Annotated in this window: 23 protein-coding genes; 15 read left to right on the forward strand and 8 right to left on the reverse strand. The window is 73.8% G+C overall.

What is annotated here, in order from left to right:
* Positions 1–3: 3 nt before the first annotated feature.
* Positions 4–1,509, forward strand: coding sequence for an AMP-binding protein (locus tag NE235_RS16320; RefSeq protein WP_252803652.1), 1,506 nt, complete (start codon positions 4–6; stop codon positions 1,507–1,509).
* A gap of 3 nt (positions 1,510–1,512) precedes the next feature.
* Here NE235_RS16320 and NE235_RS16325 read toward each other — a convergent pair whose 3' ends face one another.
* On the reverse strand, positions 1,513–2,418 hold the full coding sequence (locus tag NE235_RS16325; RefSeq protein ID WP_252803653.1) for a cyclase family protein: 906 nt from the start codon (positions 2,416–2,418) through the stop codon (positions 1,513–1,515).
* 27 nt (positions 2,419–2,445) lie between these two features.
* On the opposite strand from NE235_RS16325, the gene NE235_RS16330 reads away from it, so the two are divergent.
* Positions 2,446–3,651, forward strand: a complete 1,206-nt coding sequence (locus NE235_RS16330; protein WP_252803654.1) for a serine hydrolase domain-containing protein — start codon at positions 2,446–2,448, stop codon at positions 3,649–3,651.
* An 11-nt stretch (positions 3,652–3,662) separates the two neighbouring features.
* On the opposite strand, the gene NE235_RS16335 is transcribed toward NE235_RS16330, so the two are convergent.
* Both NE235_RS16335 and NE235_RS16340 read right to left on the reverse strand, forming a co-directional pair.
* A complete protein-coding gene (locus NE235_RS16335; protein ID WP_252803655.1) occupies positions 3,663–4,394 on the reverse strand; it encodes an SDR family NAD(P)-dependent oxidoreductase in 732 nt (243 codons plus the stop codon).
* Positions 4,395–4,404: 10 nt separating this feature from the next.
* Positions 4,405–5,028 (reverse strand): isochorismatase family protein, encoded by a 624-nt coding sequence (locus tag NE235_RS16340; RefSeq protein ID WP_252803656.1) that lies wholly within the window; start codon positions 5,026–5,028, stop codon positions 4,405–4,407.
* A gap of 79 nt (positions 5,029–5,107) precedes the next feature.
* Between NE235_RS16340 and NE235_RS16345 the strand changes: the two genes are divergently transcribed.
* Together NE235_RS16345 and NE235_RS16350 are read left to right on the forward strand one after the other, a co-directional pair.
* Positions 5,108–5,803 carry an endonuclease V gene (locus NE235_RS16345; protein ID WP_252803657.1) on the forward strand — a complete coding sequence of 232 codons (696 nt, stop codon included), beginning with the start codon at positions 5,108–5,110 and terminating at the stop codon, positions 5,801–5,803.
* 55 nt (positions 5,804–5,858) lie between these two features.
* Positions 5,859–6,287 (forward strand): MarR family winged helix-turn-helix transcriptional regulator, encoded by a 429-nt coding sequence (locus tag NE235_RS16350; protein WP_252803658.1) that lies wholly within the window; start codon positions 5,859–5,861, stop codon positions 6,285–6,287.
* Between the two features lie 82 nt (positions 6,288–6,369).
* Here the strand turns inward: NE235_RS16350 and NE235_RS16355 are convergent, their stop codons facing one another.
* Entirely contained in the window at positions 6,370–8,010 is a 1,641-nt protein-coding gene (locus NE235_RS16355) for a penicillin-binding transpeptidase domain-containing protein (protein ID WP_252803659.1), read from the reverse strand.
* Between the two features lie 128 nt (positions 8,011–8,138).
* On the opposite strand from NE235_RS16355, the gene NE235_RS16360 reads away from it, so the two are divergent.
* The 8 genes from NE235_RS16360 (at position 8,139) to NE235_RS16395 (ending at position 15,957) form a co-directional block, all read left to right on the forward strand.
* A complete protein-coding gene (locus NE235_RS16360) occupies positions 8,139–8,537 on the forward strand; it encodes a Zn-ribbon domain-containing OB-fold protein (RefSeq protein ID WP_252803660.1) in 399 nt (132 codons plus the stop codon).
* A complete protein-coding gene (locus tag NE235_RS16365; RefSeq protein ID WP_308206088.1) occupies positions 8,534–8,872 on the forward strand; it encodes a VOC family protein in 339 nt (112 codons plus the stop codon). Before NE235_RS16360 ends, NE235_RS16365 begins: the two co-directional genes overlap by 4 nt.
* 39 nt (positions 8,873–8,911) lie before the next feature.
* Complete coding sequence (locus NE235_RS16370; protein ID WP_252803661.1) at positions 8,912–10,486, forward strand: class I adenylate-forming enzyme family protein; 1,575 nt, start codon at positions 8,912–8,914, stop codon at positions 10,484–10,486.
* On the forward strand, positions 10,483–12,750 hold the full coding sequence (locus NE235_RS38200) for an acetate--CoA ligase family protein (protein ID WP_252803662.1): 2,268 nt from the start codon (positions 10,483–10,485) through the stop codon (positions 12,748–12,750). The genes NE235_RS16370 and NE235_RS38200 overlap by 4 nt, the downstream gene beginning before the upstream one ends.
* Positions 12,750–13,511, forward strand: a complete 762-nt coding sequence (locus NE235_RS16380; protein ID WP_252803663.1) for a glucose 1-dehydrogenase — start codon at positions 12,750–12,752, stop codon at positions 13,509–13,511. Before NE235_RS38200 ends, NE235_RS16380 begins: the two co-directional genes overlap by 1 nt.
* A gap of 151 nt (positions 13,512–13,662) precedes the next feature.
* Entirely contained in the window at positions 13,663–14,163 is a 501-nt protein-coding gene (locus NE235_RS16385; RefSeq protein WP_252803664.1) for a hypothetical protein, read from the forward strand.
* Positions 14,109–15,281, forward strand: coding sequence for a sensor histidine kinase (locus tag NE235_RS16390; protein WP_252803665.1), 1,173 nt, complete (start codon positions 14,109–14,111; stop codon positions 15,279–15,281). The genes NE235_RS16385 and NE235_RS16390 overlap by 55 nt, the downstream gene beginning before the upstream one ends.
* A 7-nt stretch (positions 15,282–15,288) precedes the next feature.
* Positions 15,289–15,957 carry a response regulator gene (locus tag NE235_RS16395; protein WP_252803666.1) on the forward strand — a complete coding sequence of 223 codons (669 nt, stop codon included), beginning with the start codon at positions 15,289–15,291 and terminating at the stop codon, positions 15,955–15,957.
* An 81-nt stretch (positions 15,958–16,038) separates the two neighbouring features.
* Here the strand turns inward: NE235_RS16395 and NE235_RS16400 are convergent, their stop codons facing one another.
* Positions 16,039–16,584 (reverse strand): hypothetical protein, encoded by a 546-nt coding sequence (locus tag NE235_RS16400; protein ID WP_252803667.1) that lies wholly within the window; start codon positions 16,582–16,584, stop codon positions 16,039–16,041.
* A 308-nt stretch (positions 16,585–16,892) separates the two neighbouring features.
* Positions 16,893–18,401, reverse strand: coding sequence for an amidase (locus tag NE235_RS16405; RefSeq protein ID WP_308206089.1), 1,509 nt, complete (start codon positions 18,399–18,401; stop codon positions 16,893–16,895).
* On the opposite strand from NE235_RS16405, the gene NE235_RS16410 reads away from it, so the two are divergent.
* Positions 18,389–18,946, forward strand: coding sequence for a TetR/AcrR family transcriptional regulator (locus tag NE235_RS16410; RefSeq protein WP_252803670.1), 558 nt, complete (start codon positions 18,389–18,391; stop codon positions 18,944–18,946). The genes NE235_RS16405 and NE235_RS16410 overlap by 13 nt on opposite strands.
* A 439-nt stretch (positions 18,947–19,385) precedes the next feature.
* Entirely contained in the window at positions 19,386–20,831 is a 1,446-nt protein-coding gene (locus NE235_RS16415) for a helix-turn-helix domain-containing protein (RefSeq protein WP_252803671.1), read from the forward strand.
* Positions 20,832–20,849: 18 nt separating this feature from the next.
* On the opposite strand, the gene NE235_RS16420 is transcribed toward NE235_RS16415, so the two are convergent.
* Positions 20,850–21,332 (reverse strand): YkvA family protein, encoded by a 483-nt coding sequence (locus tag NE235_RS16420; RefSeq protein WP_252803673.1) that lies wholly within the window; start codon positions 21,330–21,332, stop codon positions 20,850–20,852.
* Positions 21,248–21,565, reverse strand: a complete 318-nt coding sequence (locus tag NE235_RS16425) for a DUF397 domain-containing protein (protein WP_252803675.1) — start codon at positions 21,563–21,565, stop codon at positions 21,248–21,250. Before NE235_RS16425 ends, NE235_RS16420 begins: the two co-directional genes overlap by 85 nt.
* A gap of 167 nt (positions 21,566–21,732) precedes the next feature.
* Here NE235_RS16425 and NE235_RS16430 point away from each other — a divergent pair, with 167 nt between their 5' ends.
* Entirely contained in the window at positions 21,733–22,389 is a 657-nt protein-coding gene (locus tag NE235_RS16430) for an enoyl-CoA hydratase/isomerase family protein (RefSeq protein ID WP_252803677.1), read from the forward strand.
* The last annotated feature ends 107 nt before the right edge of the window (positions 22,390–22,496 follow it).

Here is a 22,496-nt window from a genome sequence, read left to right on the forward strand (position 1 = left end):
GCGATGTCCGTGCACGGGCTGACCCTCGGAGACGTCCTCGGCGAGCACCGGCGCGGCAGGCCGCTCGGCCTGGCGGTGGTGGACGCGGACGTCCGCCTGACCTATCCGGGCCTCGACGAGCGGGTGAACCGGCTCGCGAACGCGCTCGCCGCCGACGGGGTCGCCCCCGGCGAGCGCGTCCTGTGGCTCGGCCGGAACTCCTTCCGGATCCTGGAACTCCTGCTCGCCGCCGCCCGGCTCGGCGCGATCTGCTGCCCGGCGAACCGGCGGCAGAGTGCCGGCGAGCTCACCTTCGTCCTGGACGACCTGCGGCCCGCCGTCGTCGTGTTCGAAGAGTCCGAGGCGGCCGGGCAGGCCCGCGCCCGGACGGTCGCGAAGGCGCGCTGGGTCGCCGCGGGCGAGGAGTACGAGGCCTACGCCGCCGCCGGAGCGCCCTCCGAGCCCGCGGTGACGGTGGACCCCGGCGATCCGGTCCTCGCCCTCTACACGGCGGCGTTCGACGGGCGGCCCGCGGCGGCGCTGCTGAGCCACACGGCACTGATCGCGCACACGATGACGTTGCTGCACGTCCGGCGGATGGAGGACGGCTTCACCTACCTCAACAGCGGGCCCCTGTTCCACGTCGGGACGATGATGTTCTGCCTGGCCGCCTTCCAGCTCGGCGGCACCAACGTCTTCACTCCCGCCTACGACCCGGAGGAGGTCTGCCGGCTCATCGAGGCCGAACGCTGTACGCACGCGTTCCTGTTCGGGCCGATGATCGACCGGCTCGTCGAGGCGAACGCCGGCGGCGCCCACGACCTGTCGTCCCTGCGCTTCGCCTCGCACTCCCCCGCATGGGACGCCATGATCACCGTGGACGACAGCCCGTGGGGCGCGTCGAAGATGGGCGGATACGGGCAGACCGAGGTGGGCGGCATGCTGACGTTCCTCGGCCTGGCGCCCGGCGGGCGCGGACCTGCCGGACGGCCGTCCCCGCTCGTCCACGTGCGGATCCTGGACCCGGCGGGAACCGAGGTCCCGCCCGGCGAGACCGGCGAGATCTGCGCGCGGGGCGCCACGATCTTCAGCGGCTACTGGAACCGGCCCGAGCGGAACGCGGCGAAGACGGCGGGCGGCTGGCACCACACCGGCGACCTCGGCCGCCGCGAACCGGACGGCACGATCACGTTCATCGGCCCGGGCCTGCGGATGATCAAATCGGCGAACGAGAACATCTACCCCGCCGAGGTCGAGCGCGCGCTCAGGGAGCACGAGGCCGTCGCGGACGCGGCCGTGATCGGCGTGCCGGACCCCGCGTGGGGTCAGAGCGTCAAGGCGATCGTGGTCTTGAAGGACGGCGCGTCCCTCACGCCCGAGCAGGTCGTCGCGCACGTACGATCGCGGATCGCCTCGTACAAGAAGCCGCGGCACGTGGAGTTCGCCGACGCGATCCCGAAGAAGGGCCACACGCCCGACTACGACGCCCTCGACGCGGCGTACGGCGGCGGAGGCCATCCCGGCACCTGACCTTCACAGGATCGCCAGGGGGTTGATCGGGCTGGCGGTGCCGCCCTCGATGACCAGCGGCGCCGCCACGAACAGGAACTCCGTACGGCCCGTCGCCGCGAGGTCCTCCAGCCAGAGCATCTCGGCCAGGTGGATCCCGTGCCGCCACAGGAGGATCAGGTGGAGGTCGTCGCCGAGGTCCTCGTCGGCGAGCTGGCGCTCGTTCAGCCCGCCGATCGCGGCGTTGTCGCACGCCACCATCGCGACGTCCCGGTCCGCCAGCCAGCGCCCGGCGCCGGCCGACAGGCCCGGCTGCCCGGCCCAGTACGCCTCCGGAGAGTCCTCCCACGTCAGCGGCCACCCCGTACGGACGACGGCGATGTCACCGGACCGGATCTCCGCCCCGCACGCCGCCAGGTCCGCGGCCGGGACGCGATCCCCGGCGGCCAGGTGACGGACGCCCCGGAGCCGTGGGACGTCGAACAGCACGCCGCGGCCGACGACCGGCCCCGCCTTGTCGATGCCGCACCGCGTCGCCCCGTACGAGCGCACCCGCCCGGCCGGATGCCCGTTGTACAGCTCGTCGCCGGCCCACATGTGGCACAGCGCGTCCATGTGCGTGGTGGTCCCGTGCGGCGTGACGACGATGGCGTCGTCGGCCATCCGCAGGCCCGCCCCGATCGGCCGGGCACCCGCGGCGTAGTCGCCCGCGTCGACGGACATGAAGTGCTGGGGCAGCGGGCGTCCGCGCAGGTGCGGGACGGTGGCCGGCGCCGGGGACGACGTGGCGCCCCGGATCGGCAGCGACAGGCTCAGCGTCCGGCCCTCACGGACGCAGGCCACGGCGGCCCGTACGGCCTCGGGGGCGAGGAGGTTCAGCGTCCCCCGTTCGTCGTCGGGTCCCCACCGGCCCCAATTAGACTCGCTCACAATTGTTTCCTCCAGGAGTAGAGGCACATGATCGAAGGTCACTGCGATCCCGCGTTCGAGGCGGTACGTACGGCGTTCACCGACGGCTTCGAGCGAGGTGAGGAGTTCGGCGCCGCCGTCGCGGTCCATGTGGGCGACCGGTGCGTCGTGGACCTCTGGGGCGGCGTCGCGGACCGCAGGTCGGACCGGCCCTGGGAACGCGACACGACGTGCCTGGCCTTCTCCTGCACCAAGGCGGTGACCGGAACGGCGGCCCTCCTGCTCGCCGAACGCGGCCTGTACGACCTGGAGGCGCCGGTGACGTCGTGGTGGCCGGAGTTCGGCGCCGCCGGAAAGGAGCACGCGACCGCCGAGCACCTGCTGTCCCACCAGGCAGGGCTGCCCGCGCTCGGCCGGGACGTCCCGGTCGCCGAGGCCCACGACCCGGCCGCGGTGGCGGCGCTGCTGGCGGCCCAGGAGCCGGAGTGGAAGCCCGGCACCGCGCACGGGTACCACGCGCTGACGTACGGCTGGCTGGCCGGGGAGATCGTCCGCCGCTGCTCGGGCCGCACGGTCGGCGCGTACGTACGCGACGAGATCGCCGGGCCGCTCGACCTGGACCTGCACGTCGGCGCGCCCGACGACGTCATCGAGCGCACCGCGCGGCTCAGCGCCGGCCGTAAGGTCGACAAGGGCGCCTCGGCGCGCACGGGCGGGCCGAGCGCGACCGGCGAGGTGCCCCGCCCCATGAACCCGGACGACCCGCTCGCCAAGATGATGGCCGGGTTCCGCGACCCGGACAGCCTGCTGAACCGCACGTTCGGCAACCCCGACATCAACCGCCTGCCCGGCGGCAACAACAACCCCGAGATGCTGCGCGCCGGCTGGCCCGCGCTCGGGATGGTGACGACGGCCCGGGCGCTCGCCGGCTTCTACCGCGACCTGCTGGCCGGCCGGATCATCTCCCGCACGACGCTGCGCGACGCCGTCGTGCGCCGGGTCGCCGGCCCCGACCGCGTCATGTACATCGACAGCTCCTTCGGCCTGGGCTTCATGCGGCCGTCGCTGGTCTTCCTCACGCCCAAGGCCGGCTGGGACTCGGCGTTCGGGCACACGGGCCTGGGCGGCTCCATCAGCCTCGGCGACATCGAGAGCGGCCTGGCCCTCGCCTACATCCCGAACCGCATGGGCGACGAGGTCTCCGGCGGGGTCCGCGCGTACCGCCTGCTCGAGGCGGCGTACGGGAGTCTGTAGGCCGTCCACGGTCAGCACATGGTGATGCCGCCGCTGACGGACAGGGTCTGGCCGGTGATGTAGCCGGCCCGGTCGGTGCACAGGAACGCGACGAGGCCCGCCACGTCGGCGGGGCGGCCGATGCGGCGCAGCGGGATCTGCCGGGCCAGCCTGTCCACCAGGCCGGGGTGGTGTTCGGCGATGGCGCGCTGCATCGGGGTGTCGGTCGGGCCGGGGCAGACGACGTTGCTCGTCACGCCCTGCCGGGCGGCCTCGCGCGCCAGGGTCTTGGCCAGCCCGAACAGCCCGGCCTTCGTCGCGGCGTACGCCCCTTCGCCGCCCGAGCCCGCCCGCGCGCCGTCGGAGGAGATGAACACCAGCCGCCCCCAGCCGCGCATGCCCGGCAGCAGCAGGCGCGTGAGGTACATGGGGGCGCGCAGGTTGATCTTCCACATGAGGTCCCAGGACGCCGGGTCGCCGTCGACGAACGGCTCGACGACGCTCACCCCGGCGTTGTGCACGAGGACGTCGGCCCGGCCGACGCGGCCCGCCAGGTCGTCGATGCTCGCCGGGTCGGCCAGGTCGACCCGCTCGGCGACCGCGTCCGGCAGTGCGGCGGCGGTCGCGCGGGCGGCGTCCTCGTCGAGGTCGGCGACGACGACGCGGGCACCCAGCCCGGCGAGGTCGGCGCAGATCGCCGTGCCGATCCCGCCGGCGCCTCCGGTCACCAGCGCGGTGCGCCCGGTGAGCGACAGCCCGTCCATCCGGCCTCCTTCAGGCGTTCCAGGCGCGCAGCAACTCGCCGGTGGTGACGCGGGCGGCGAGCAGACTGATCGTGTGGGTGAGGACGGCGTCGGCGTAGCCGGCGGGGACCCCCGCCATCGCGTCGGTGACCGCCACGACCCGGTAGCCGAGGTTCACCGCCTCCAGGCACAGGCCCGGGACGCCGAGGTTGAGCGAGACGCCGACGGCGACGACGGTGCGGACGCCGAGGGAACGCAGCGTCTGGTCCAGGGAGGTGCCGGTGAACGGCGAGAAGCCGTGGTGGCGGCGCGACTCCAGGTCCGCCGGGCCGGCCAGCTCGGGCACGACCTCGATCGCGGGCGTCCCCTCCAGCATGTGCGCCGGGTCGCGGAGCAGCCGGCGGACGAACGGCGCGTTGTCGGTGTGGCTGCCGGCCCGGTCGGCGCGGAACGCCGCGGTGCACTGCACGACCCGGACGCCGGCGGCCCGCGCGGCGGACGCGACCCGCGCGGCGTTGCGGATCACGTCGCCCTCGGCGCAGGCGCCCGCGAGCGCGGGGAAGCTCGTCAGGTCGCCGACGACACCCCGCTGCATCTCCATGACCAGGACGGCGCTGTGCCCCGGCGCGGCGAGCTCGGTCAGGGTGATCGGCATGACGCCACCATAATCGAACGAGCACTTGCTTGGGTAGCCCGATCGGTGGCCCGCCCGGATGCCGGTAGCGTGACCTCCCGTGGATGTACCGGATCTCCCCCCGTGGCCGGCCACCGTCCGTGAGGCCGAGGCCGTACAGGACCGGCTGCGCTCCCGCATCGATCTCGCCTGCCCGGACCCGCCGTCCGTACGGACCGTCGCCGGGCTCGACGTCGCGTACGCCGAGGACCGGCTGGCCGCCGCCATCGTCGTCCTCGACCTCGACCGCCTCGACGTGGTCGAGGAGACCGTCGTCCTCGACCGGCCCTCCTTCCCGTACGTCCCGGGGCTCTTCGCGTTCCGTGAGCTGCCCGCGCTGATCGAGGGGCTGCGGCGGCTGAGCGTCACACCCGACCTGCTCATCTGCGACGGGCATGGGCTCGCCCACCCGAAGCGGTTCGGGCTGGCCTGCCACCTGGGCGTGCTGACCGGCCGGCCGGCGATCGGCGTCGGCAAGACCCGGCTGGTGGGCGCGTACGACGAGCCCGGCGCCGACCGCGGGTCCTGGAGCTCCGTCACGGAGGACGGCGAGGTGGTCGGCCGCGCGCTGCGCACGCAGACGGGCGTCCGGCCGGTGTTCGTCTCCGTCGGGCACCGCGTCGACCTGGACACGGCGTGCGCCGTGACGCTACGGCTGACGCCGCGCTACCGCCTGCCCGAGAGCACCCGGCGTGCCGACCGCCTCTCCCGGCGCGCGCTCGCCTCGGACCGGGCCCGGCCCGGGGGCGCACCCTGACCCGGATACCGAACCTTATATAAGGTCGCTTGTCGAGGGTGGTAGATTCCGGGGCATGCCGCCTTCACTTCAGGACGTGGGCCTGGCCGTCAAGCGCCTGCAGTGGCGTCATCACCGCGAGGCCAACCGGAGGCTGGCCCCCCTCGGGCTGTCGCTCGCCCAGTGGGACGTGCTGCGTCACCTGCACGCCCATCCGGACGCGTCCCTGCACGACCTGGCGGTGCTGACCTTCCAGACCGACCAGTCGATGGGCTCGCTCGCCACCCGGATGATCGACCGGGGGCTCCTGCAGCGGCGCGACGGGCCGGGCAGGGCCGTCCGCCACCGCATCACCGACGAGGGCGACCGGCTCCGCAAGGCCGGCTCGGAGGTCCTGGACACGGTTTTGACCGACTCGCTCGGCCGGCTCCCCGAGCAGGACCTCGCGACGTTGCACCGGTTGCTCATCGCCGCCGGCGCGACCGGCCCCGGCCCGGACGACTGACCTCAGCGCCGGACCGGGCGGGCCGTTCAGCGGGACCCCGCCGGCTCCGCCGGCGAGGTCTCGGTGATCCTTACCGCCTCGCTCACAGGGCCTTGAGGAAGCGGGCGGCGATGGGCGCGGCGGCCTTGGCGCCGAAGCCGCCGCCCTCGACGACGACGGCGAACGCCACGTCACCGCGGAACCCCATGAACCAGGCGTGCGTCGGCGGCTCCTTGCCGTGCTGCGCCGAACCGTACTCCGCCGTGCCGGTCTTGCCCGCCGTGCCGGACGGCAGCCCGGCCGGCTTGGCGGTGCCGGAGGTCACCACGGCCCGCATCATCCCCGCCAACCGGCTCCGCGCGGTGGAGTTGAGCCGGCTCGGCTTGGCCTTCTGCGGGATCTGCGGCTCGGTGACGAGCACGGGCGGCCGCCAGGTGCCGTCCGCGACCCCGGCGGCGACTCCGGCGATGCTGAGCGCGTTGGCCAGGTCGCGCCCCTGACCGAAGCCGGCGACGGCCTTCTCCGCGTCACTGGTCGGCGTGGGGAAGCTGCCCGCGGTGGCGGTGACGCCGGGGTCGATCTTCTGGTTGAAGCCGAGCGCGCTCGCCGCGCTCGTCAGCTTCGGGGCGCTGAGCAGCTTCTGGGTCTGCAGCGCGAACGCGGTGTTACAGGACTCCGCGAGGGCGGTCTTGAACGTCATGCCGCCGGCGCCGCCCTCACCCTCGGAGTTGTGGATCACCTGCCCGCCGACGTTCGCGGTCTTGGGGCACTGGACGGAGGAGGAGGGGGTGAGCCCCGCCTGCAGCAGCGCGTACGCGGTGACGACCTTGAACGTGGACCCCGGCGGGTAGATGCCCTGCATCGCGCGGTCGAAGCCGCCCGGGATGTTGCCGACCGCGAGGATCTGCCCGGTCGCGGGGCGGATCGCCACCATGGACGTCGGCTTGCCCTGGCCCTGGAGGGCGGTCGACATCGCGCGCTGCACGTGGAGGTCGAGGCTCGTCTTGACGTTCTGACCGGGCTTGCCGGTGAAGCCGCCGACGGCCTTGACGGTGTGCCCGGACGAATCGGCGGTCGAGATGGTCGTGGTGGGCGTGCCGGCCAGCCGCTTGTCGAAGCGCTGCTGGATGCCCGACTGCCCGACGACGTCCCCCTTGGCGTACGGGGCGCCGAGCTTCTTGGCCTGCTTGTCGGTCAGCGGCGCGAGGAGCCCGACCAGCTGCTGCACCGAGCCGGGGACGCCCGCTCCGTCGATGGGCGTGTCGTCTGCGGCGAGGACGGTGCCGCGTTTCAGCCACTTGAACGAGGTGGTGAAGTGCTGTCCGGCGTGCAGGTCGGGATGGACGGCCTCCGGAGTCCAGGCGACCTTCCACTTACGGTCGCTGGTCACCAGCCGCAGACCGCCCTGGTACCTCCAGGTCCCGGCCGGGAGCGTGAGCGCCGCCGCGAAGGGGGCGGTCGCCTGCTTCCCATGCCGCGTCAGGGCGCCGAGTGAGACGGTGACCTTCGTGGTTCCGAGGTCGGTGCGCAGCCCCTGGTAGTACCGGTCGAAGTCGGCCGGCGGGGTGACGGTCACCGCCCGCATCGCCGCGAGGTCGCCGCGTCGCCAGCCCGCCAGGAACTCCTCGGCCGTCTGCCTCGGGCTGCCCTTCGTGCGCAGCAGGACGTACGCGCCGCCGCCCGCGGCACCCAGAACCACCACCAGGACGGCGGCGACGATCAACCAAAGTCTCTTCTTCCCCATGAGCCCCGTTTTTCCCAACGTTTACATTTCCCCGCCGGACAATTGTAATGGCCTTCGTCAAAGCGGGCCGCGCGGACGTGATCACCAGGCCTTGCCCGCCTACCAAGCGTGCGCTAGCTTGGCACTCGATGGACCCGCGCCCACTGCCCCGGCCGAACGCGCTGACCGCGCCTTACTGGGAGGCGTGCCGACGCGGTGAGCTCACGGTTCAGCGCTGCCGCTCCTGCGGCCGCCGCGTCCACCTTCCCGAGCCCGTCTGCCCGCACTGCGGCGGCACGGACCTGCCGTACGAGGCGGTGTCCGGGCACGGCCGCGTGCACACGTTCAGCGTCGTCCACCGCGCGTTCCTGCCAGGGTTCGCCATCCCGTACGTCATCGCCTGGATCGACCTGGAGGAGGGCGTCCGGGCGTTCGGCGGCATCGTCGGCGACATCGCCCCGGATGACGTGCGGATCGGCCTGCCCGTACGCGTCCGCTTCGACGACCTCCCCGGATTCGGCCACATCCCCAACTGGAGGCCAGCGTGAAGATCGGCAACGTCCTGTATCCGGTGCGCGACGTCGACCGGGCCGTCGCGTTCTACCGCGACGGGCTCGGCCTCGCCGTGAAGTTCACCGACGGCGGCCGGTTCGCCGCTCTCGACGCGGGCGGCACGACGTTCGCGCTGGCCGGACCGGCCGAGGACGTCACCGGCGGCCGGCCGGCCGCGTCGTTCAAGGTCCCCGACGTGAGGAGCGCCGTCGAGCGGCTCACCGCGGCCGGCGCGCGGCTCGTCGGCGGCCCGGACGAGGGGCCGCACGAGACACGCGCCGTGCTGTGCGACCCGGACGGCAACCCCCTCGTCGTCTACGCGCCCCACTGACCGCCCGACCCGAACCCCTCCCCGCACCAGGAGACCCCAGTGGCGCGATCCCCCTTCGGCAACTACGGGCACGCGATCCTCACGGCCGGCGCGCTGCGCACCCCCGGCAAAGTGGCGCTGACCTACTGCGGCCGGACGAACATCACCTACGACGGGCTGAACAAGAAGGTCAACCGGGTGGCGCACGCGCTGCTGGAGGCGGGGATCCGCCCCGGGCAGCGCGTCGCGTCGCTGCTGAACGAGACGCTGAACGTCGCCGAGGTCTACCTCGCCCAGATGAAGCTCGGCTCGGTGGTCTGCGCGCTGAACCCCTACTGGCCGGAGGACACCCTCGCGCAGGTCGTCGAGCGCTCCGAGTGCACCGCCTTCGTGTACGACGCGAGCGTCGAGAGGCTCGTCGCGGCCGTACGGCCCAGGCTTCCGGAGGTGCGGCTGTGGCTCCGGGTCGGCGGCCCCGCCGCGGACACCGCCGACCTGGACGCGCTGGCGGCCGCGGCGGCGGAGGACGAGCCGCCGCTGGGCGGCCACGGCGACGACCTGATGGCGCTGTTCTACACGTCGGGGACGACCGGCCTGCCCAAGGCGGTCCGGCACACCCACGCCTCCAGCCTGGCGTCCGCGCAGATCTGGCTGGACATCCCGCACGGCGCCGGCTCGGTGATGGGCACCGGCGCGATCATCTGGGGCATCGGCTTCCCGGCGCTGGTCGGCCCGGCGTTCTACGCGGGGATGCGGCTGGTGCTCGAACAGGACTGGGGTCCGGCGAACTTCCGCACGGTCGTACCGCGCGCGCGCGTCACCCACGTCAGCCTGATCCCCAGCTTCTTCTCGGCCCTGCTCGGCTTGGACGAGCACGCCGGCGCGGACCTGTCGTCGCTGACCGCGATCGTGCTCGGCGGCGAGCCGCTGCTCCCCTCCCTCCGCGAGAAGATCATGAAGCGGCTGCCCGGAGCGGCGATCTTCAGTTACTACGGCCAGACCGAGGCGCCCTACACCTGTATCGGCCGCCAGGACGACGGCAGCCAGGACATCACCTCCGTCGGCCGGGCCCGTACCTCCACGGCGGTCCGCGTGACCGGCCCGGACGGCGAGCGGCTCGTCGACCGCGTCGGCGAGATCAACCTGACCGGGCCGAACCTCATGCAGGGCTACGACGGGCTCCCCGACCTGACCGCGCAGGTGCTCCGCGACGGCTGGTACGTCGGCGGAGACCTCGGCATCCTCGACGAGAACGGCTTCCTGACCGTGCTCGGCCGCCGCGAGGACGCCATCCTCAAGGGCGGCGTCTGGTCCCAGCCGAGCGCCCTGGAGGACGCGGCCCTCGACCTGGACGGCGTCGCGGAGGCGGGCGTGGTGGGCGTCCCGGCGCAGCCGGAGGGCGAGGACGCGGTCGAGCAGCGCGTCCTCGTCGCGGTCGTCCCCCGGGCCGGCGCGAGCCTCGACCCGGAGGACCTGAGGGCCCGGCTCACCGCCCGGCTGCCCGCCCACCAGACGCCCGACCTCGTGGTCGTGGCGGACGAGCTGCCGCACACCCAGGACGCCTCCGGCGGCCCGGGCAAGCTGCTCCGCCGCGAGATCCGCACCCGCTACGCCGATCGCCTGGAGCGGCCGTGACCGGCCTCGGAGGGCCCGGCGTGGTCGCCGAGCACGTCGTCAAGGACCTGGTGTCCGGGTTCGGGATCGCGGTACCCCGCGGCGCGACCGCCCGGGCCGCGGAGGACGTGGCCGCCGCCGCGGGCGGGCTGGCCCCGCCGCTCGTCGTCAAGGCGTACGGCCCCGGGCTCGTGCACAAGAGCGACGCCGGCGCCATGCGGCTGGGCCTCGGCTCACCGGCCGAGGCCGCGCGGGCCGCCGCCGCGATCGGGGCGGCGCTCGCCGGCGCCGGGAGCGTGGTCGAGGGCTACCTCGTCGAGGAGCAGGCGCCGCCGGGCGTCGAGGTGATCGTCGGCGCCGTCCGCGACCCGTCGTTCGGACCCGTGCTCCTGGCCGGTCTCGGCGGGGTCTGGACCGAGGTGCTCCGCGACACCGCCCTGCGACTGTGCCCGATCACCAAGGACGACGCCCGGGACATGCTCGCCGGGCTGCGCGGCGCGGCCCTGCTCGACGGCCTCCGCGGCTCGCCGGCGGCCGACCGGGACGCCCTCATCAAGGTGCTGCTCGCCGTCGGCGGCCCCGGCGGCGTGGTCGAGAGCCTGGGCGACGGGTTCACGGAGTTCGAGCTGAACCCGGTGATCTGCACGCCCGAGGGCGCGGTCGCGGTGGACGCCCGCCTCCTGCGCCCCTCCCCCGCCGGGAGGCGACCCGCCCTCGCGCATGCGGCCCCCGCCGAAGGAACCCCCGGCCACGCCAACCCGGGCCCCGCCGAGGAAACCCCCGGCCACGCGAACCCGGCCACCGCCGAGGGGATCCCTGGCCACGCCAACCCGGCCACCGCCGAGGGAACCCCCGGTCTCCTGCGCCCGGCCTCCGCCGGGCCGGCCGGCGGGCGGCCGCCGCAGGATTTCACCCGGTTGTTCGCGCCGCGCGGCATCGCGGTCGTGGGCGCCTCCGCCAAGCGGCCGAACTTCGGCAACATGTTCCTCGGCTTCTACCGCGCGGCCGGGTACTCCGGCCGGCTCATCGCCGTCCACCCGACCGCGGACGAGATCGACGGGGTTCCCTGTGTGCCCTCCCTGACGGAGGCCGACGTCGACTACGCGCTGGTCGCCGTGCCCGCCGAGCGGTGCCCGGACGTCGTACGCGAGGCCCACGGCGTCCCCTTCGTCCAGGTGATGAGCGGCGGCTTCCGGGAGACCGGCGCGGCCGGCCTGGAGGAGCGGCTCGTCGCCGCCGCCCGCGAGGCGGGCGTACGGCTGCTGGGTCCGAACTGCATGGGCGTCTACTCTCCGGCGGGCGGCCAGACGTTCATCGGCGGGCGACCGGGCCCCGCCGGGCGGATCGCGCTCATCTCGCAGAGCGGCGGGCTGGCCGGTGAGGTCGTCAGGGTCGGTGAGCGCCGTGGCCTGGCCTTTTCGAAAGTGGCCACGGTCGGCAACAGCGCCGACGTCGGACCGGCCGAGCTGCTGCATCACCTCGCCGGTGACGCCGGCACTTCGGTGATCGGCCTGTACCTGGAGGACCCCCGGGACGGCAGGGCGCTGTTCGAGGCGCTGCGGGCGGTGACCAAGCCGGTCGTCGCCCTCGTCGGGGGGCGTTCGGCGCAGGGTCACCGGGCCGCCGCCTCGCATACGGGCGCGATGGTCGGCGACGCCCGGATCTGGACGGCGCTCGCCCGGCAGGCCGGCCTGCCGCTGGTGACCGGCCAGGACGACCTGATCGGCGCGCTCGACCTGCTCGACCTGCACGCCGGGCGGGACGTGCCCGCGTCTCCTAGCGTCCTCGTCATCGGGCCGAGCGGCGGGGCCGGCGTGCTCGCCGCCGACGCGCTCGACCGCGCCGGACTGGGGCTGCCCCCGCCGCCCGGCGTCGACCTCGGCCTGCCCGTCGGCGCGGTCCCCGGCAACCCCCTGGAGATCCCGGTCGGCCCGCGCGGCAGCCCGGACCTCGTCAGACGGGGCGTCACGGCGATCCAGCGGGCCGCGCGGCGGCCGTACCCGGACGTCGTCGTCCATGTGAACGTGCAGAGCTTCTTCACGTTCGGCGACAGCGCCGGCCCGTTGCTCGCGTACGCCCACGCGGTCGGGGAACTGCAGCGCGGGGCCGCCTGGATGAGGGTGACCCTCGTGCTGCGCAACGCCGAGTACGCCCCGCCCGGCGTCGAGGACGAGCTGCGGGCGATCGCCCGTTCGGCGGGCGTGGCGACCTATCGGAGCATCGAGGCGGCGGCCACGGCGGTCGCGGCCGCCAAGGTCCGCGATCAGCGGCGGGAGAAGGTGTGATGGGCAGACTCGACGGCAAGGTCGCGCTGATCACCGGCGGCGCGCGAGGAATGGGCAGGGCGCACGTGAGGCGCTTCGTCGCCGAGGGCGCCGCGGTGGTCTTCGGCGACGTCCTGGAGGAGGAGGGCGGCAGGCTCGCCGCCGACCTCGGCGACGCGGCGCGCTTCGTGCCGATGGACGTGACCCGGCCCGACGACTGGCGGAACGCCGTCGAGGCCGCCGTGACGGCCTTCGGCGGCCTCACGGTGCTGGTGAACAACGCCGGGATCATCAAGCACAAGCCGATCGAGGAGATGACCCTGGAGGAGTGCAGGCGGGTCATCGAGGTCAACCTCATCGGGCAGTGGCTCGGCGTGAAGTCGGTCATCGAGCCGATGCGGGCGGCCGGCGGCGGGTCGATCGTCAACGTGTCCTCGACCGAGGGCTTCATCGGCGCCGCCGGGCTGGCCGCCTACAGCGCCAGCAAGTTCGGCGTCCGGGGGCTGACGAAGGCGGCGGCGCGCGAGCTGGGCCCGTACGGCATCCGGGTCAACTCCATCCACCCGGGTGCCATCCTCACCGCGATGGCCATGGATCCGGACGTCGTCGCGGCGACCGCGAGCAGCGCCGAGGCGTTCTTGGGCGCCCTGCCCCTCAAGCGGATGGGCAAGGCGGAGGAGGTGCCGGGGCTGGTGGTCTTCCTCGCCTCGGACGAGGCGGGCTACTGCACCGGCAGCGAGGTCCTGGTGGACGGCGGCATGCTCACGGGCGCCGGCTACTGACCGCGCGGCCCCACCGTCCGGTTCACGAGGGCCGACGTCGAAGGAGGTGCGAGTCCACCGGCTCCGCCGCGCCGCCGGACGCCACCGCGGGATCCCGGGAACTGACTTTCGTCGGTATCGACACGGATCCGCCCGCCTGTACCGTTCGCCCGTGCACAGATCGGTCAGGGACGCGCCGCTGTGGGGCTTTCTGGCCCTCACCATCGTGGCGGAGAGGGCGGCTCAGGGCGGGGTCGGCGCGCCGTGGCCCGTCGTGGCGGCGGGGCTGGCCGCCACGGGGGGCATCGTCGCGGCCGCGCGGCCCCGCCCGCTCGCCGCGCTGTACGGGGCGGCGGCCCTGGCGCTCCTGCAGTGGGCGTATGTCGCGGTCCGGCCGGGTCCCTTCCCCCTCGCCTACGTCGTCGCGTTGCCGGTTCTGAGCCACCTGGCGGGACGGCGGCTGCCGCGCGACCGGCCCGTGCTGCTGTCGTTCGTGGCCGTGGCCGTGCTGGAGCTCGTCCTGGCCGTCGCGGTCGGAGCCGCCGAGGGATCGGCGACCCGGTGGGCGGTGACCTGGTTCGACCTGACCCTCGCGCTGATCTTCCTGGTCATGTGCCCATGGCTGATCGGCCGCTACCGGCGCCTCCAGCAGGAGCTGGTGCGCGCCGGCTGAAGCGCGCGGAACGGCTCGAACGCGAACAGTGGATCATCGCCGACCGGGAGCGTCTGCGCGAACGCGGCCGCATCGCCCAGGACATGCACGACTCGCTCGGCCACGAACTCAGCCTCATCGCCCTGCGCGCGGGCGCGCTGGAGATGGCGCCCGACCTCGCCGGGCACCATCGCGCCGCGGCGGGCGAACTCCGTGCGAGCGCCGCGGCGGCGACCGAGCGGCTCCGCGAGATCATCGGCGTGCTCCGCGAGCACTCCGCTCCACCGCTCGACGGACCGCACGAGCCGGCCGCGCCGCTGGTCCCGGCCCGGGAGGACATCACCGACCTGGTCGACCGCGCCCGCGCGTCGGGCATGACGGTCGAACTGCTGGATGAACGCGGAAACGGCGGATTCGCGCCGCTCCCGGACATGGCGGGCCACGCCGTCCACCGGATCGTCCAGGAGTCGCTGACCAACGCCGCGAAGCACGCTCCCGGGAGCGCGGTGACCGTACGACTGGCGCGATCTGCGGACGAGACGGTCGCGACCGTGACGAACGGACCACCACCCGAGGGCGCGCCGCCCGCCGTACCGGGCGGCGGCCTGGGACTCGTGGGACTGCGCGAGCGCGCCCGGCTGGCGGGCGGCACACTGCGCGCGGAACGCCGGGACGGCGGGTTCGAGGTGCGCGCACGGCTGCCGCACACGGCACCCGCCGTGTCCCCGGGTGACGACGCGGGCGGCTCCGACTCTCTGCTCGGCCTGGCGCGGGCGCGCGGTCAGGCCCGGCGGGGCCTGGTCACGGCGCTCATGGTGCCGCTGTCCATCGCGGCGGGCCTCGCGGTCGCGCTCCTCGGCTACTACCTGTACACGACCGAGAACTCCGTCCTCGGCCCCGAGCGTTTCGAACGGCTGCGGGTCGGCGAGCCGCGCTCGTCGATCGAGCTGCCGCCCGTCGAGATGATCGACGCACCGGTCGGCTCCGGACCCGCGGCCCCGCCCGGCGCGTCCTGCCGGTACTACCGCTCGGACGGCAATCCCCTCGGCGTGGGAGACGTCTACCGGCTGTGCTTCGCGGACGGCCGCCTCGTGGCCAAGGACGTCATCACGCCCGCCGACCGGCTGCCGAAGGGATGATTGATCGATGATCCGTGTGCTCCTCGCCGACGACGAGGCGATGGTCCGTGCCGGGGTCCGCGCGATCCTCTCGACGGATTCCGGCATCGAGGTGGTCGCGGAGGCGGCCGACGGGCGGGAGGCGATCGAGCTCACCCGCGCGCACCGGCCGGACGTCGCGCTGCTGGACATCCGGATGCCGCGGCTGGACGGCCTCGCCGCCGCAGCGGAGATCAGGCGTGCGGTCCCGGACACCGCCGTGGTCGTCCTCACGACGTTCGGCGAGGACGAGTACATCGTCCGGGCCCTCGCCGACGGCGCCGCCGGTTTCCTGCTCAAGACCGGCGACCCCCGGGAGCTGATCGGAGGCGTGCGCGCCGTCGCCGACGGCGGAGCGTGCCTGTCTCCCCAGGTGGCGCGGCGGGTCATCACCGAGCTGAACCGCGAGGGGCTGTCCCGCAGGACCGCGGCCCGGTCGCGTGTCGAGTCCCTCACCGGCCGTGAACGCGAGGTCCTCGCCCTCCTCGGCACCGGCCTCTCGAACGCGCAGATCGCCCGCAGCCTGCATCTGGTGGAGGGCACCGTCAAGGCGTACGTCAGCGCCGTCCTGGCCCGCCTCGGTGTGCGCAACCGCGTCCAGGCCGCGATCCTCGCGTACGAGGCGGGTCTCATGACCGGGACCGAGGACATCCGCTGAGACACGGGCGAGGCTCACCGGAAGCCCTCCACCCGAGCCCGCGTTCAGCGCTCGGCCGAAGACGTCCGCTCGAGTCCGCGTTCAGCGCTCGGCGGCCTTGCGCAGGGCCACGGTCGCCTTGGCCAGTTCGTCGGCCGAGGTGCCCGAGCCGGCGACCACGCCCAGTGTGGAGCCGTCGCCCCACGCGCAGCCGGCGCCACCCTGTGCTCCCGCCGCACAGCGCAGGACGCCGCCGAACGCTCCCGGCGGGTAGTCCTTGGGACCGCTCAGCGGCATGGCCGCCAGGGCCGAGTCCACCTCGAAGGACGGCGGGTTCGCCCGGAGCTCCTGGGCGATGGCCGGATGGTCGCCGGCCGCCAGCCCGAGGAAGGCGATCCGCTGCTGGGCGTTGCCGCGCCGCTGGTAGACCCCGATCTTCATCTTCGCCGCGTACGCCGCGTTCTGCTTCGCCTGAGCGTCGCGGATGGTCTGGACGACCCGGTCGGCCTCCGGGCCGGTCTGCCGCGTGTAGTCGTCGAAGGAGCCCGGCACCGTGATCCGGCGCTGCGCCGCCGAGGCCGGGGGGCTCGCCGTCCTGTCGTACGCCGCCGTCCGTACGCCCGGCGACCCGCAGCCGGCGAGCACCATGCCCGGTATCGGAGCGAGCGCCCCGACGAGCGCCGCGAGCTCCCTCGACCGCCTCCGACCGCTGAAGGACGCCACATCCGCCAAGCTACGCCGCCGAAGTCCGGCGATTACCCGTTGAAGGGACGGATCGCCTAAACGCACCGCCAAGACTGACAAGGCCGAAGGATCCGGCCGAATCGATCAGCCACTGTGGCGTCGGCAGTGACGCGACAGACCCGGCGAACCGGTCGTCACCTCGTCAGTGACAACGGCAACGTGACCACAGCGGCGGCGATGAGACCGCGACGGCGGCACCCATGACCGCGCCGCTAGGCGACGCCGCGGACGCTGCTCTCGAGGTCGGCGGGGCGGCGGTCGGGCCAGCGTTCGGCGGCTTCGAGCTGGGCGGCGAGCGACAGCAGGGTGGCCTCGTCGTTCGCCCGGCCCAGGAACTGCGCGCCGATGGGCAGGCCACCGGCGCTGAGGCCGGCGGGCACGCCGATGGCCGGCCAGCCGAGGACGTTCCACGCCCAGCAGAACGGGCAGGACCCGGCGGCCAGGTGGCCGGTCGCGAGCCAGCCGCGGCCGGTCAGCGCGCCGATCCGCAGGGGGAGCCGCGCGGTGGTCGGAGTGAGCACGACGTCGGCGCGCTCGAAGATCCGGCCGATCCGGCGAGCCATCCGCGGTTCGACGCGGCGCGCGAAGGGCACCAGCCGACGCCCGAAGTGCCGGCCGAGGAAGGCCTCGGTGATGGTCGCGGGCTCGGGTTCGGCGTCGGGGGTCGCCTCGAGCCAGTCGGCGACCCCCGCGGTCCCGCGCGGGAGGAAGTTCAGGCCGATCAGGCCGTAGTCCGGGTCGGCGGGGAACACGTCGTGCCCCAGATCGGCGAGCACGTCCGCGAGGCGCAGCACCGCCGCCCTGATCTCCGGGTCGACCGCCGACGGCACGCCGAAGGGCGTACGGAACGACAACGCGATCCGCAGCCGTCCGGGCTCGCGTTCGGCGGCGCGCCGGTACGGCTCGGCGGGGGCCGGCGGCCGGTGGATGTCGTCGGGGTGGTTCCCGGTGAGCACGTCCAGGAGCAGGGCCGCGTCCTCGACCGTACGGGTCAGGGGGCCGGCGACCGCGATGCCGTAGAACGAGTCGATGTACGGCCAGATGGAGACGCGGCCGCGCTGCGGCTTGAGGCCGACGAGCCCGGTCCACGCGGCGGGGATGCGCAGGGAGCCGGCGCCGTCGGAGCCGACCGCCCCGGAGACCATGCCTGCGGCGACCGCCGCCGCCGAACCCGCGCTCGACCCGCCGGGCGTGCGGTCGCGGTTCCAGGGGTTGCGCACGGTCCCGAAGCCGGTCTCCCCGGTGGGCCACTGCCCGAGCTCGCTCGTGTTGGTCTTGCCCACGATGATCGCGCCGGCCGCGCGCAGCCTCCGTACGACCTCGCTGTCGGCGGTCTTCGGCTCGTGGCTGCCGCGGCAGCCGAAGGGAGTGATGTGCCCGGCCAGGTCGGTGTCGTCCTTGATGGCGACGGGGACGCCGAGCAGCGGAGGGCGCTCGCGCCCGTGCCACCGGTCGGCCCGGTCCGCCTCCTCCAGGGCCTGCTCGGCGCAGGTGACGCGGAAGGCGCCGAGCGTGTCGCGCTCAATGCGGTCCAGAGAGTATTCGACCAGCGCGCGGGCGGAGACCTCTCCCCGGGCCAGGCGGGCGGCGTCTGCGGTGAGTCCTTCGATCACAGGATCCCCCGAGGACTGGTTTCGTTCGTTCGAACGAACGATAATCCGAGAAGGGCTTCGAGGAGAAGGCCCGAATACGCCAGACTTGCCCCGCGATGGAAGACACACGAGAACGCATCCTGCTCGCCACGTTGCGGCTGATCGGTGAGCACGGTGTCGGCGCGGTCACCAACCGGCGCGTCGCGACGGCCGCCGGCGTCGCGCTGGGCTCGCTGACCTACCACTTCCCCAGCCAGGCCGAGCTCCTGCGCGAGACCCTCAGCCGGTACGTCGACGAGGAGATCCGCCGGATCAGCGAGGTCGCCGCGCGCCTCGAGGGCATCGGCCCGGAACAGGCGGTCATCGAGACCGAGCGTGCCATCGCCGACCTGCCGGACGGCCCCGAAGAGGTCGCCACCCTCGAACTGCACCTGCACGCGTCCCGCGATCCGCTGGTCCGGGAGGCCGCCGTCCGCTCGGTCGAGGCGTACGACCAGCTGGCGACCGCGATCCTGACGGCCCTGGAGATCCCCGACCCGGAGGCCAAGGCCCCGACCGTGGTCGCGCTGCTCTACGGGCTGGCGGTCCGCCGCCTGGCCACCGGGGACCCCTCCGGCACGGCGGAGGCGCTCCGCCTCCTGCTCTACGGCGCGGCGGGCCCCTCCGGGGGGTGACCGAGGCCGCCTCCGCCCCGAAGCGACCGAGATGCCCCCTCCTGAAACGACCGAGGGTGCCCCCGCCTGAAACGACGGGGGGTCTCCGCCCGAGTGACCGAGAACGGTTCCGTCCGGAGTGAGCGGGGATTGGCCGCCCGCCGCCGGGGCACTCCTCTCCCGGCGGGCCCAACGGCGGCGGGCGCGTGCGCGGCGCACCGGATCCGTCCCCTCTCACGGGTCCGGGCTGACCGCCACGGACGACCGCGGCCCGGGACGGAAAGGTGACGCCCCGTTGCGGTCGCGGAACGTACGGTAGCCGAAGCAGGGTTGCAAGCACGTTGCAATCGCGCGATGACCCACGGCGATGATCCCAGGTCGCCAGTTTGGCCGAATCGCTTGCGGCCAGGGTCCGGAGCCCCAATGCTCGGGGCAGACACGCCCCCAGTGGAGAAGCGCCATGCGAAGCAGCCACGTGTGCGACAACCCCGCGGACTGTGATCTCCGGACCGCCGCGCCGCACGAGGCGGCGGTCGCCGGGCCGGCCCGCGCCGACCGTCCGATGATCCGGGAGTCGTGGCGCCGTTCGCTGGAGGCGGGCGTCGACCCGGAGATGAGCGCGGCGCCGCAGGCGATCGACGCCGCCCGGGTCGCCGACGTACGGGCCGCCCATCCCCTCGACCGGCACCTTCCGCGGCTGCGCGACACGTTGCGCCGCGTCGCGGACGCCACCACCCAGCTCATGGTGATCACCGACGGCGACGCGCGGGTGCTGTGGAGCGAGGGTCCGAGTGACGTACGGCGGCGGGCGGACGCCGTCGGGCTGATCGAGGGGTTCCGCTGGTCGGAGGAGGCCATCGGCACGAACGGCATCGGCATGGCGCTCAGCACCCGGGCTCCGGCCTACGTCCAGGCCACCGATCACCTGGTGCGCGTCCTCCAGCCGTGGTCGTGCGCCGGCGCGCCGGTCGTCGACCCGGACACCGGTGAGGTGATCGGGTGCGTGGACATCAGCGCGACGGTCGACGCGCTACACCCGGCCGTGGTCGCGCTCGTGGAGGCGGCCGCCCGGCTCGCCGAGGCCTGGCTGACGGTGGAGATGAACCACCGTGACGAGTGCCTGCGCGCCCGATACCACCGGCACGTTCGCGGGGACACCCGGGCCCTGGTGACGACGACCGGGCGGATCCTGGCCGCGGAGCCCGACGGGTGGCGTGGCGGGCGGGTCGTGGTCCCGGAGGCCGGGGGCAGGGTCGCGCTGCCCGACGGCCGCACCGCGGTGGCGGAGACACTGGGGCAGGCGTACCTCCTGCGCGCCGCCGGTTCCGACGAGCGGTGCTCGCTCACCCTGCGGCTGCTCGGCGACGAACAGCCCTGCGCCCTTCTCGACGGCCGGCGCATTCCCCTGTCGCTGCGGCACGCCGAGCTGCTCGCGGTGCTGGCGCTGCACCCGAGCGGCCTGACCTGTGAGCAGTCGTCGCTGCACCTGTACGGCGACGAGGGCAACCCGGTGACCGTCCGCGCGGAGATCCATCGGCTGCGGGGGCAGCTCGGGAACATCGTCCGGGCCAAGCCGTACCGCCTGGACTGCGAGGTGGAGGCCGACTTCCTGACGGTACGGCGGCTGCTGGCGGCCGGGGACGTGGCGTCGGCCGTGCGCCTGTATCCGGGGCCGCTGCTGCCCCGCTCGGACTCTCCGGCCGTACAGGCGGAGCGGGACGAGCTGACCGCGCAGCTGCGCCGGCAGCTGCTGTACCGGGGTGATGCCGACGCGCTGTGGTGCTACGCGCAGGTGGCGGACGACGACCTGGAGATCCTCACGAAGCTGGTGGCGGTCCTGCCGCCGGGCGATCCGCGCCGGGTCTCGGCGCAGCTCCGACGGGATCGGGTCCTGCGGGACGATTGACCGCCGTTCGCGGGCCGCTCAGGTGCGCGTGAGGCGGCGGACGGCCCGCAGCCCCTCCTCGCTGCCCGGCCAGTGGCGTGCGACGGCCTCCGGGCCGGCGCGGCAGATCACCGAGCGCAGCACGAACGCGACCAGGATCGCGTCGTCGGCGTAGCCGAGGACGGGGACGAAGTCGGGGATCAGGTCGATGGGCATCGCCAGGTAGGCGAGCAGCAGCCACAGGCGGAGGCGTACGCCGCCGGGCAGGGTGGCGTCGCGCGCCAGCCGGCCGACGAGCCGGAGCAGGTCGGGCAGCAGCCGAACGGCGTCGCCGAGGGCGCCGCTCTCCGGGCGGGCCAGCGCGAGGAGGATCAGCAGGACGAGCCAGAGCAGGACAAGACCGGCCGCCGCGGCGAGCAGGCCGGTGAGGATCTCCGTCAGGAGCTCTGTGAGGGGGCCGGCGCGTCCTCCACCATGTCGTCGAACTCGCCGTCCTTGACGCCGAGGATGAACGCCTCCCACTCGGCGGGCGTGTAGTACAGCGCGTCACCGTCGGGTTTGGCGGCGTCGCGCATGACCACCATGCGGTCGGCGTGCTTGTGCTTGATGGGCACGTCGGCGCCGTCGACGAACAGGATCTCGACGGATCCGGACTCCTGGCTCATGCCGTCCCTCTTCTGCTCGGGTGCTCGGGTGCTCGGGTGCTCGGGGGAACGCTCCCGCCGGACGCGACTGGCCTCCAGGCTATCGGGCATGCCGGTCGCCGCGGGGCCGAAACCCGGGCGAGGACGGGCCGGTCCGGCCGATGTCCGGGCGTCACGGCCTCCGCCCTTCTCGCGCCACCGACGCCCCTGCCGCGAGGGGCACGGAGATGAGATGCTCGTCCCGGCAGTTACTCATCGGTAGTAATGGGAGAGACGACATGATCGAGTTGCGGCGGGACGGGGACGTTCGCATCCTTCGCCTGGACGAGGGCGAGAACCGCTTCAGCCCCGGCTTCCTCGATCAGCTCGAGAAGGCCCTCGACGAACTGGAGGCCGCGGAGGGCCCGCGCGCCCTGGTGACGATCGGCACCGGCAAGTTCTTCTCGAACGGCCTCGACCTGGAGTGGCTGACGGAGAACCCCGATCGGCTCGAGCCTTACGTGGGTCGGGTCCACCGGGTGCTCGCGCGGTTCCTCACCCTGCCGATGTCCACGGTCGCGGCGATCAACGGGCACGCGTTCGCCGCCGGCGCCATGCTCGCCCTGGCCCACGACCACCGCGTCATGCGCAGCGACCGCGGCTACTTCTGCCTGCCCGAGGTCGACCTCGGCATTCCCTTCACCCCCGGCATGGCGGCCCTGATCCAGGCCCGGCTGCCAAGCCTCGTCGCACAGGAGGCCATGCTCACGGGCCGCCGTTACGACGCCTCGGACGCGTGCGAGGCGGGGATCGTCCAGCGGTACGTCCCGGAGGCCGAGGTCCTGACCGCGGCGCTCGGCATCGCCGCCCCGCTGGCCGCCAAGGACGGCGGAACGGTCGCCAAGATCCGCACGGTCATGTACGAGTCGGTCCTGACCGCCCTCGCCTCCCGCTGACATCGCGGAGCACGGGGCTTTACTTTGCAATCCCGACCGATATAGTAGGCATATGAGGCCGGCGCTCCTGCGGCAGCCATCGCGGGCCGGTCCTGGGTAACCGTTTC

The organism is Actinoallomurus spadix, from assembly GCF_024055725.1.
Classification (GTDB): Bacteria; Actinomycetota; Actinomycetes; order Streptosporangiales; family Streptosporangiaceae; genus Actinoallomurus; species Actinoallomurus spadix.

Excerpts from the sequence above, each read along its gene's own strand:
- NE235_RS16395 (WP_252803666.1), top strand. The coding sequence starts at position 15,289 with ATGATCCGTGTGCTCCTCGCCGACGACGAGGCGATGGTCCGTGCCGGG.
- NE235_RS16335 (WP_252803655.1), bottom strand. The coding sequence starts at position 4,394 with ATGGACGGGCTGTCGCTCACCGGGCGCACCGCGCTGGTGACCGGAGGC.
- NE235_RS16360 (WP_252803660.1), top strand. The coding sequence starts at position 8,139 with ATGGACCCGCGCCCACTGCCCCGGCCGAACGCGCTGACCGCGCCTTAC.
- NE235_RS16340 (WP_252803656.1), bottom strand. The coding sequence starts at position 5,028 with ATGCCGATCACCCTGACCGAGCTCGCCGCGCCGGGGCACAGCGCCGTC.
- NE235_RS16400 (WP_252803667.1), bottom strand. The coding sequence starts at position 16,584 with ATGGTGCTCGCCGGCTGCGGGTCGCCGGGCGTACGGACGGCGGCGTAC.
- NE235_RS16330 (WP_252803654.1), top strand. The coding sequence starts at position 2,446 with ATGATCGAAGGTCACTGCGATCCCGCGTTCGAGGCGGTACGTACGGCG.
- NE235_RS16390 (WP_252803665.1), top strand. The coding sequence starts at position 14,109 with ATGGCTGATCGGCCGCTACCGGCGCCTCCAGCAGGAGCTGGTGCGCGC.
- NE235_RS16415 (WP_252803671.1), top strand. The coding sequence starts at position 19,386 with ATGCGAAGCAGCCACGTGTGCGACAACCCCGCGGACTGTGATCTCCGG.
- NE235_RS16380 (WP_252803663.1), top strand. The coding sequence starts at position 12,750 with ATGGGCAGACTCGACGGCAAGGTCGCGCTGATCACCGGCGGCGCGCGA.
- NE235_RS16430 (WP_252803677.1), top strand. The coding sequence starts at position 21,733 with ATGATCGAGTTGCGGCGGGACGGGGACGTTCGCATCCTTCGCCTGGAC.
- NE235_RS16320 (WP_252803652.1), top strand. The coding sequence starts at position 4 with ATGTCCGTGCACGGGCTGACCCTCGGAGACGTCCTCGGCGAGCACCGG.
- NE235_RS16355 (WP_252803659.1), bottom strand. The coding sequence starts at position 8,010 with ATGGGGAAGAAGAGACTTTGGTTGATCGTCGCCGCCGTCCTGGTGGTG.
- NE235_RS16350 (WP_252803658.1), top strand. The coding sequence starts at position 5,859 with ATGCCGCCTTCACTTCAGGACGTGGGCCTGGCCGTCAAGCGCCTGCAG.
- NE235_RS16410 (WP_252803670.1), top strand. The coding sequence starts at position 18,389 with ATGGAAGACACACGAGAACGCATCCTGCTCGCCACGTTGCGGCTGATC.
- NE235_RS16425 (WP_252803675.1), bottom strand. The coding sequence starts at position 21,565 with ATGCCCGATAGCCTGGAGGCCAGTCGCGTCCGGCGGGAGCGTTCCCCC.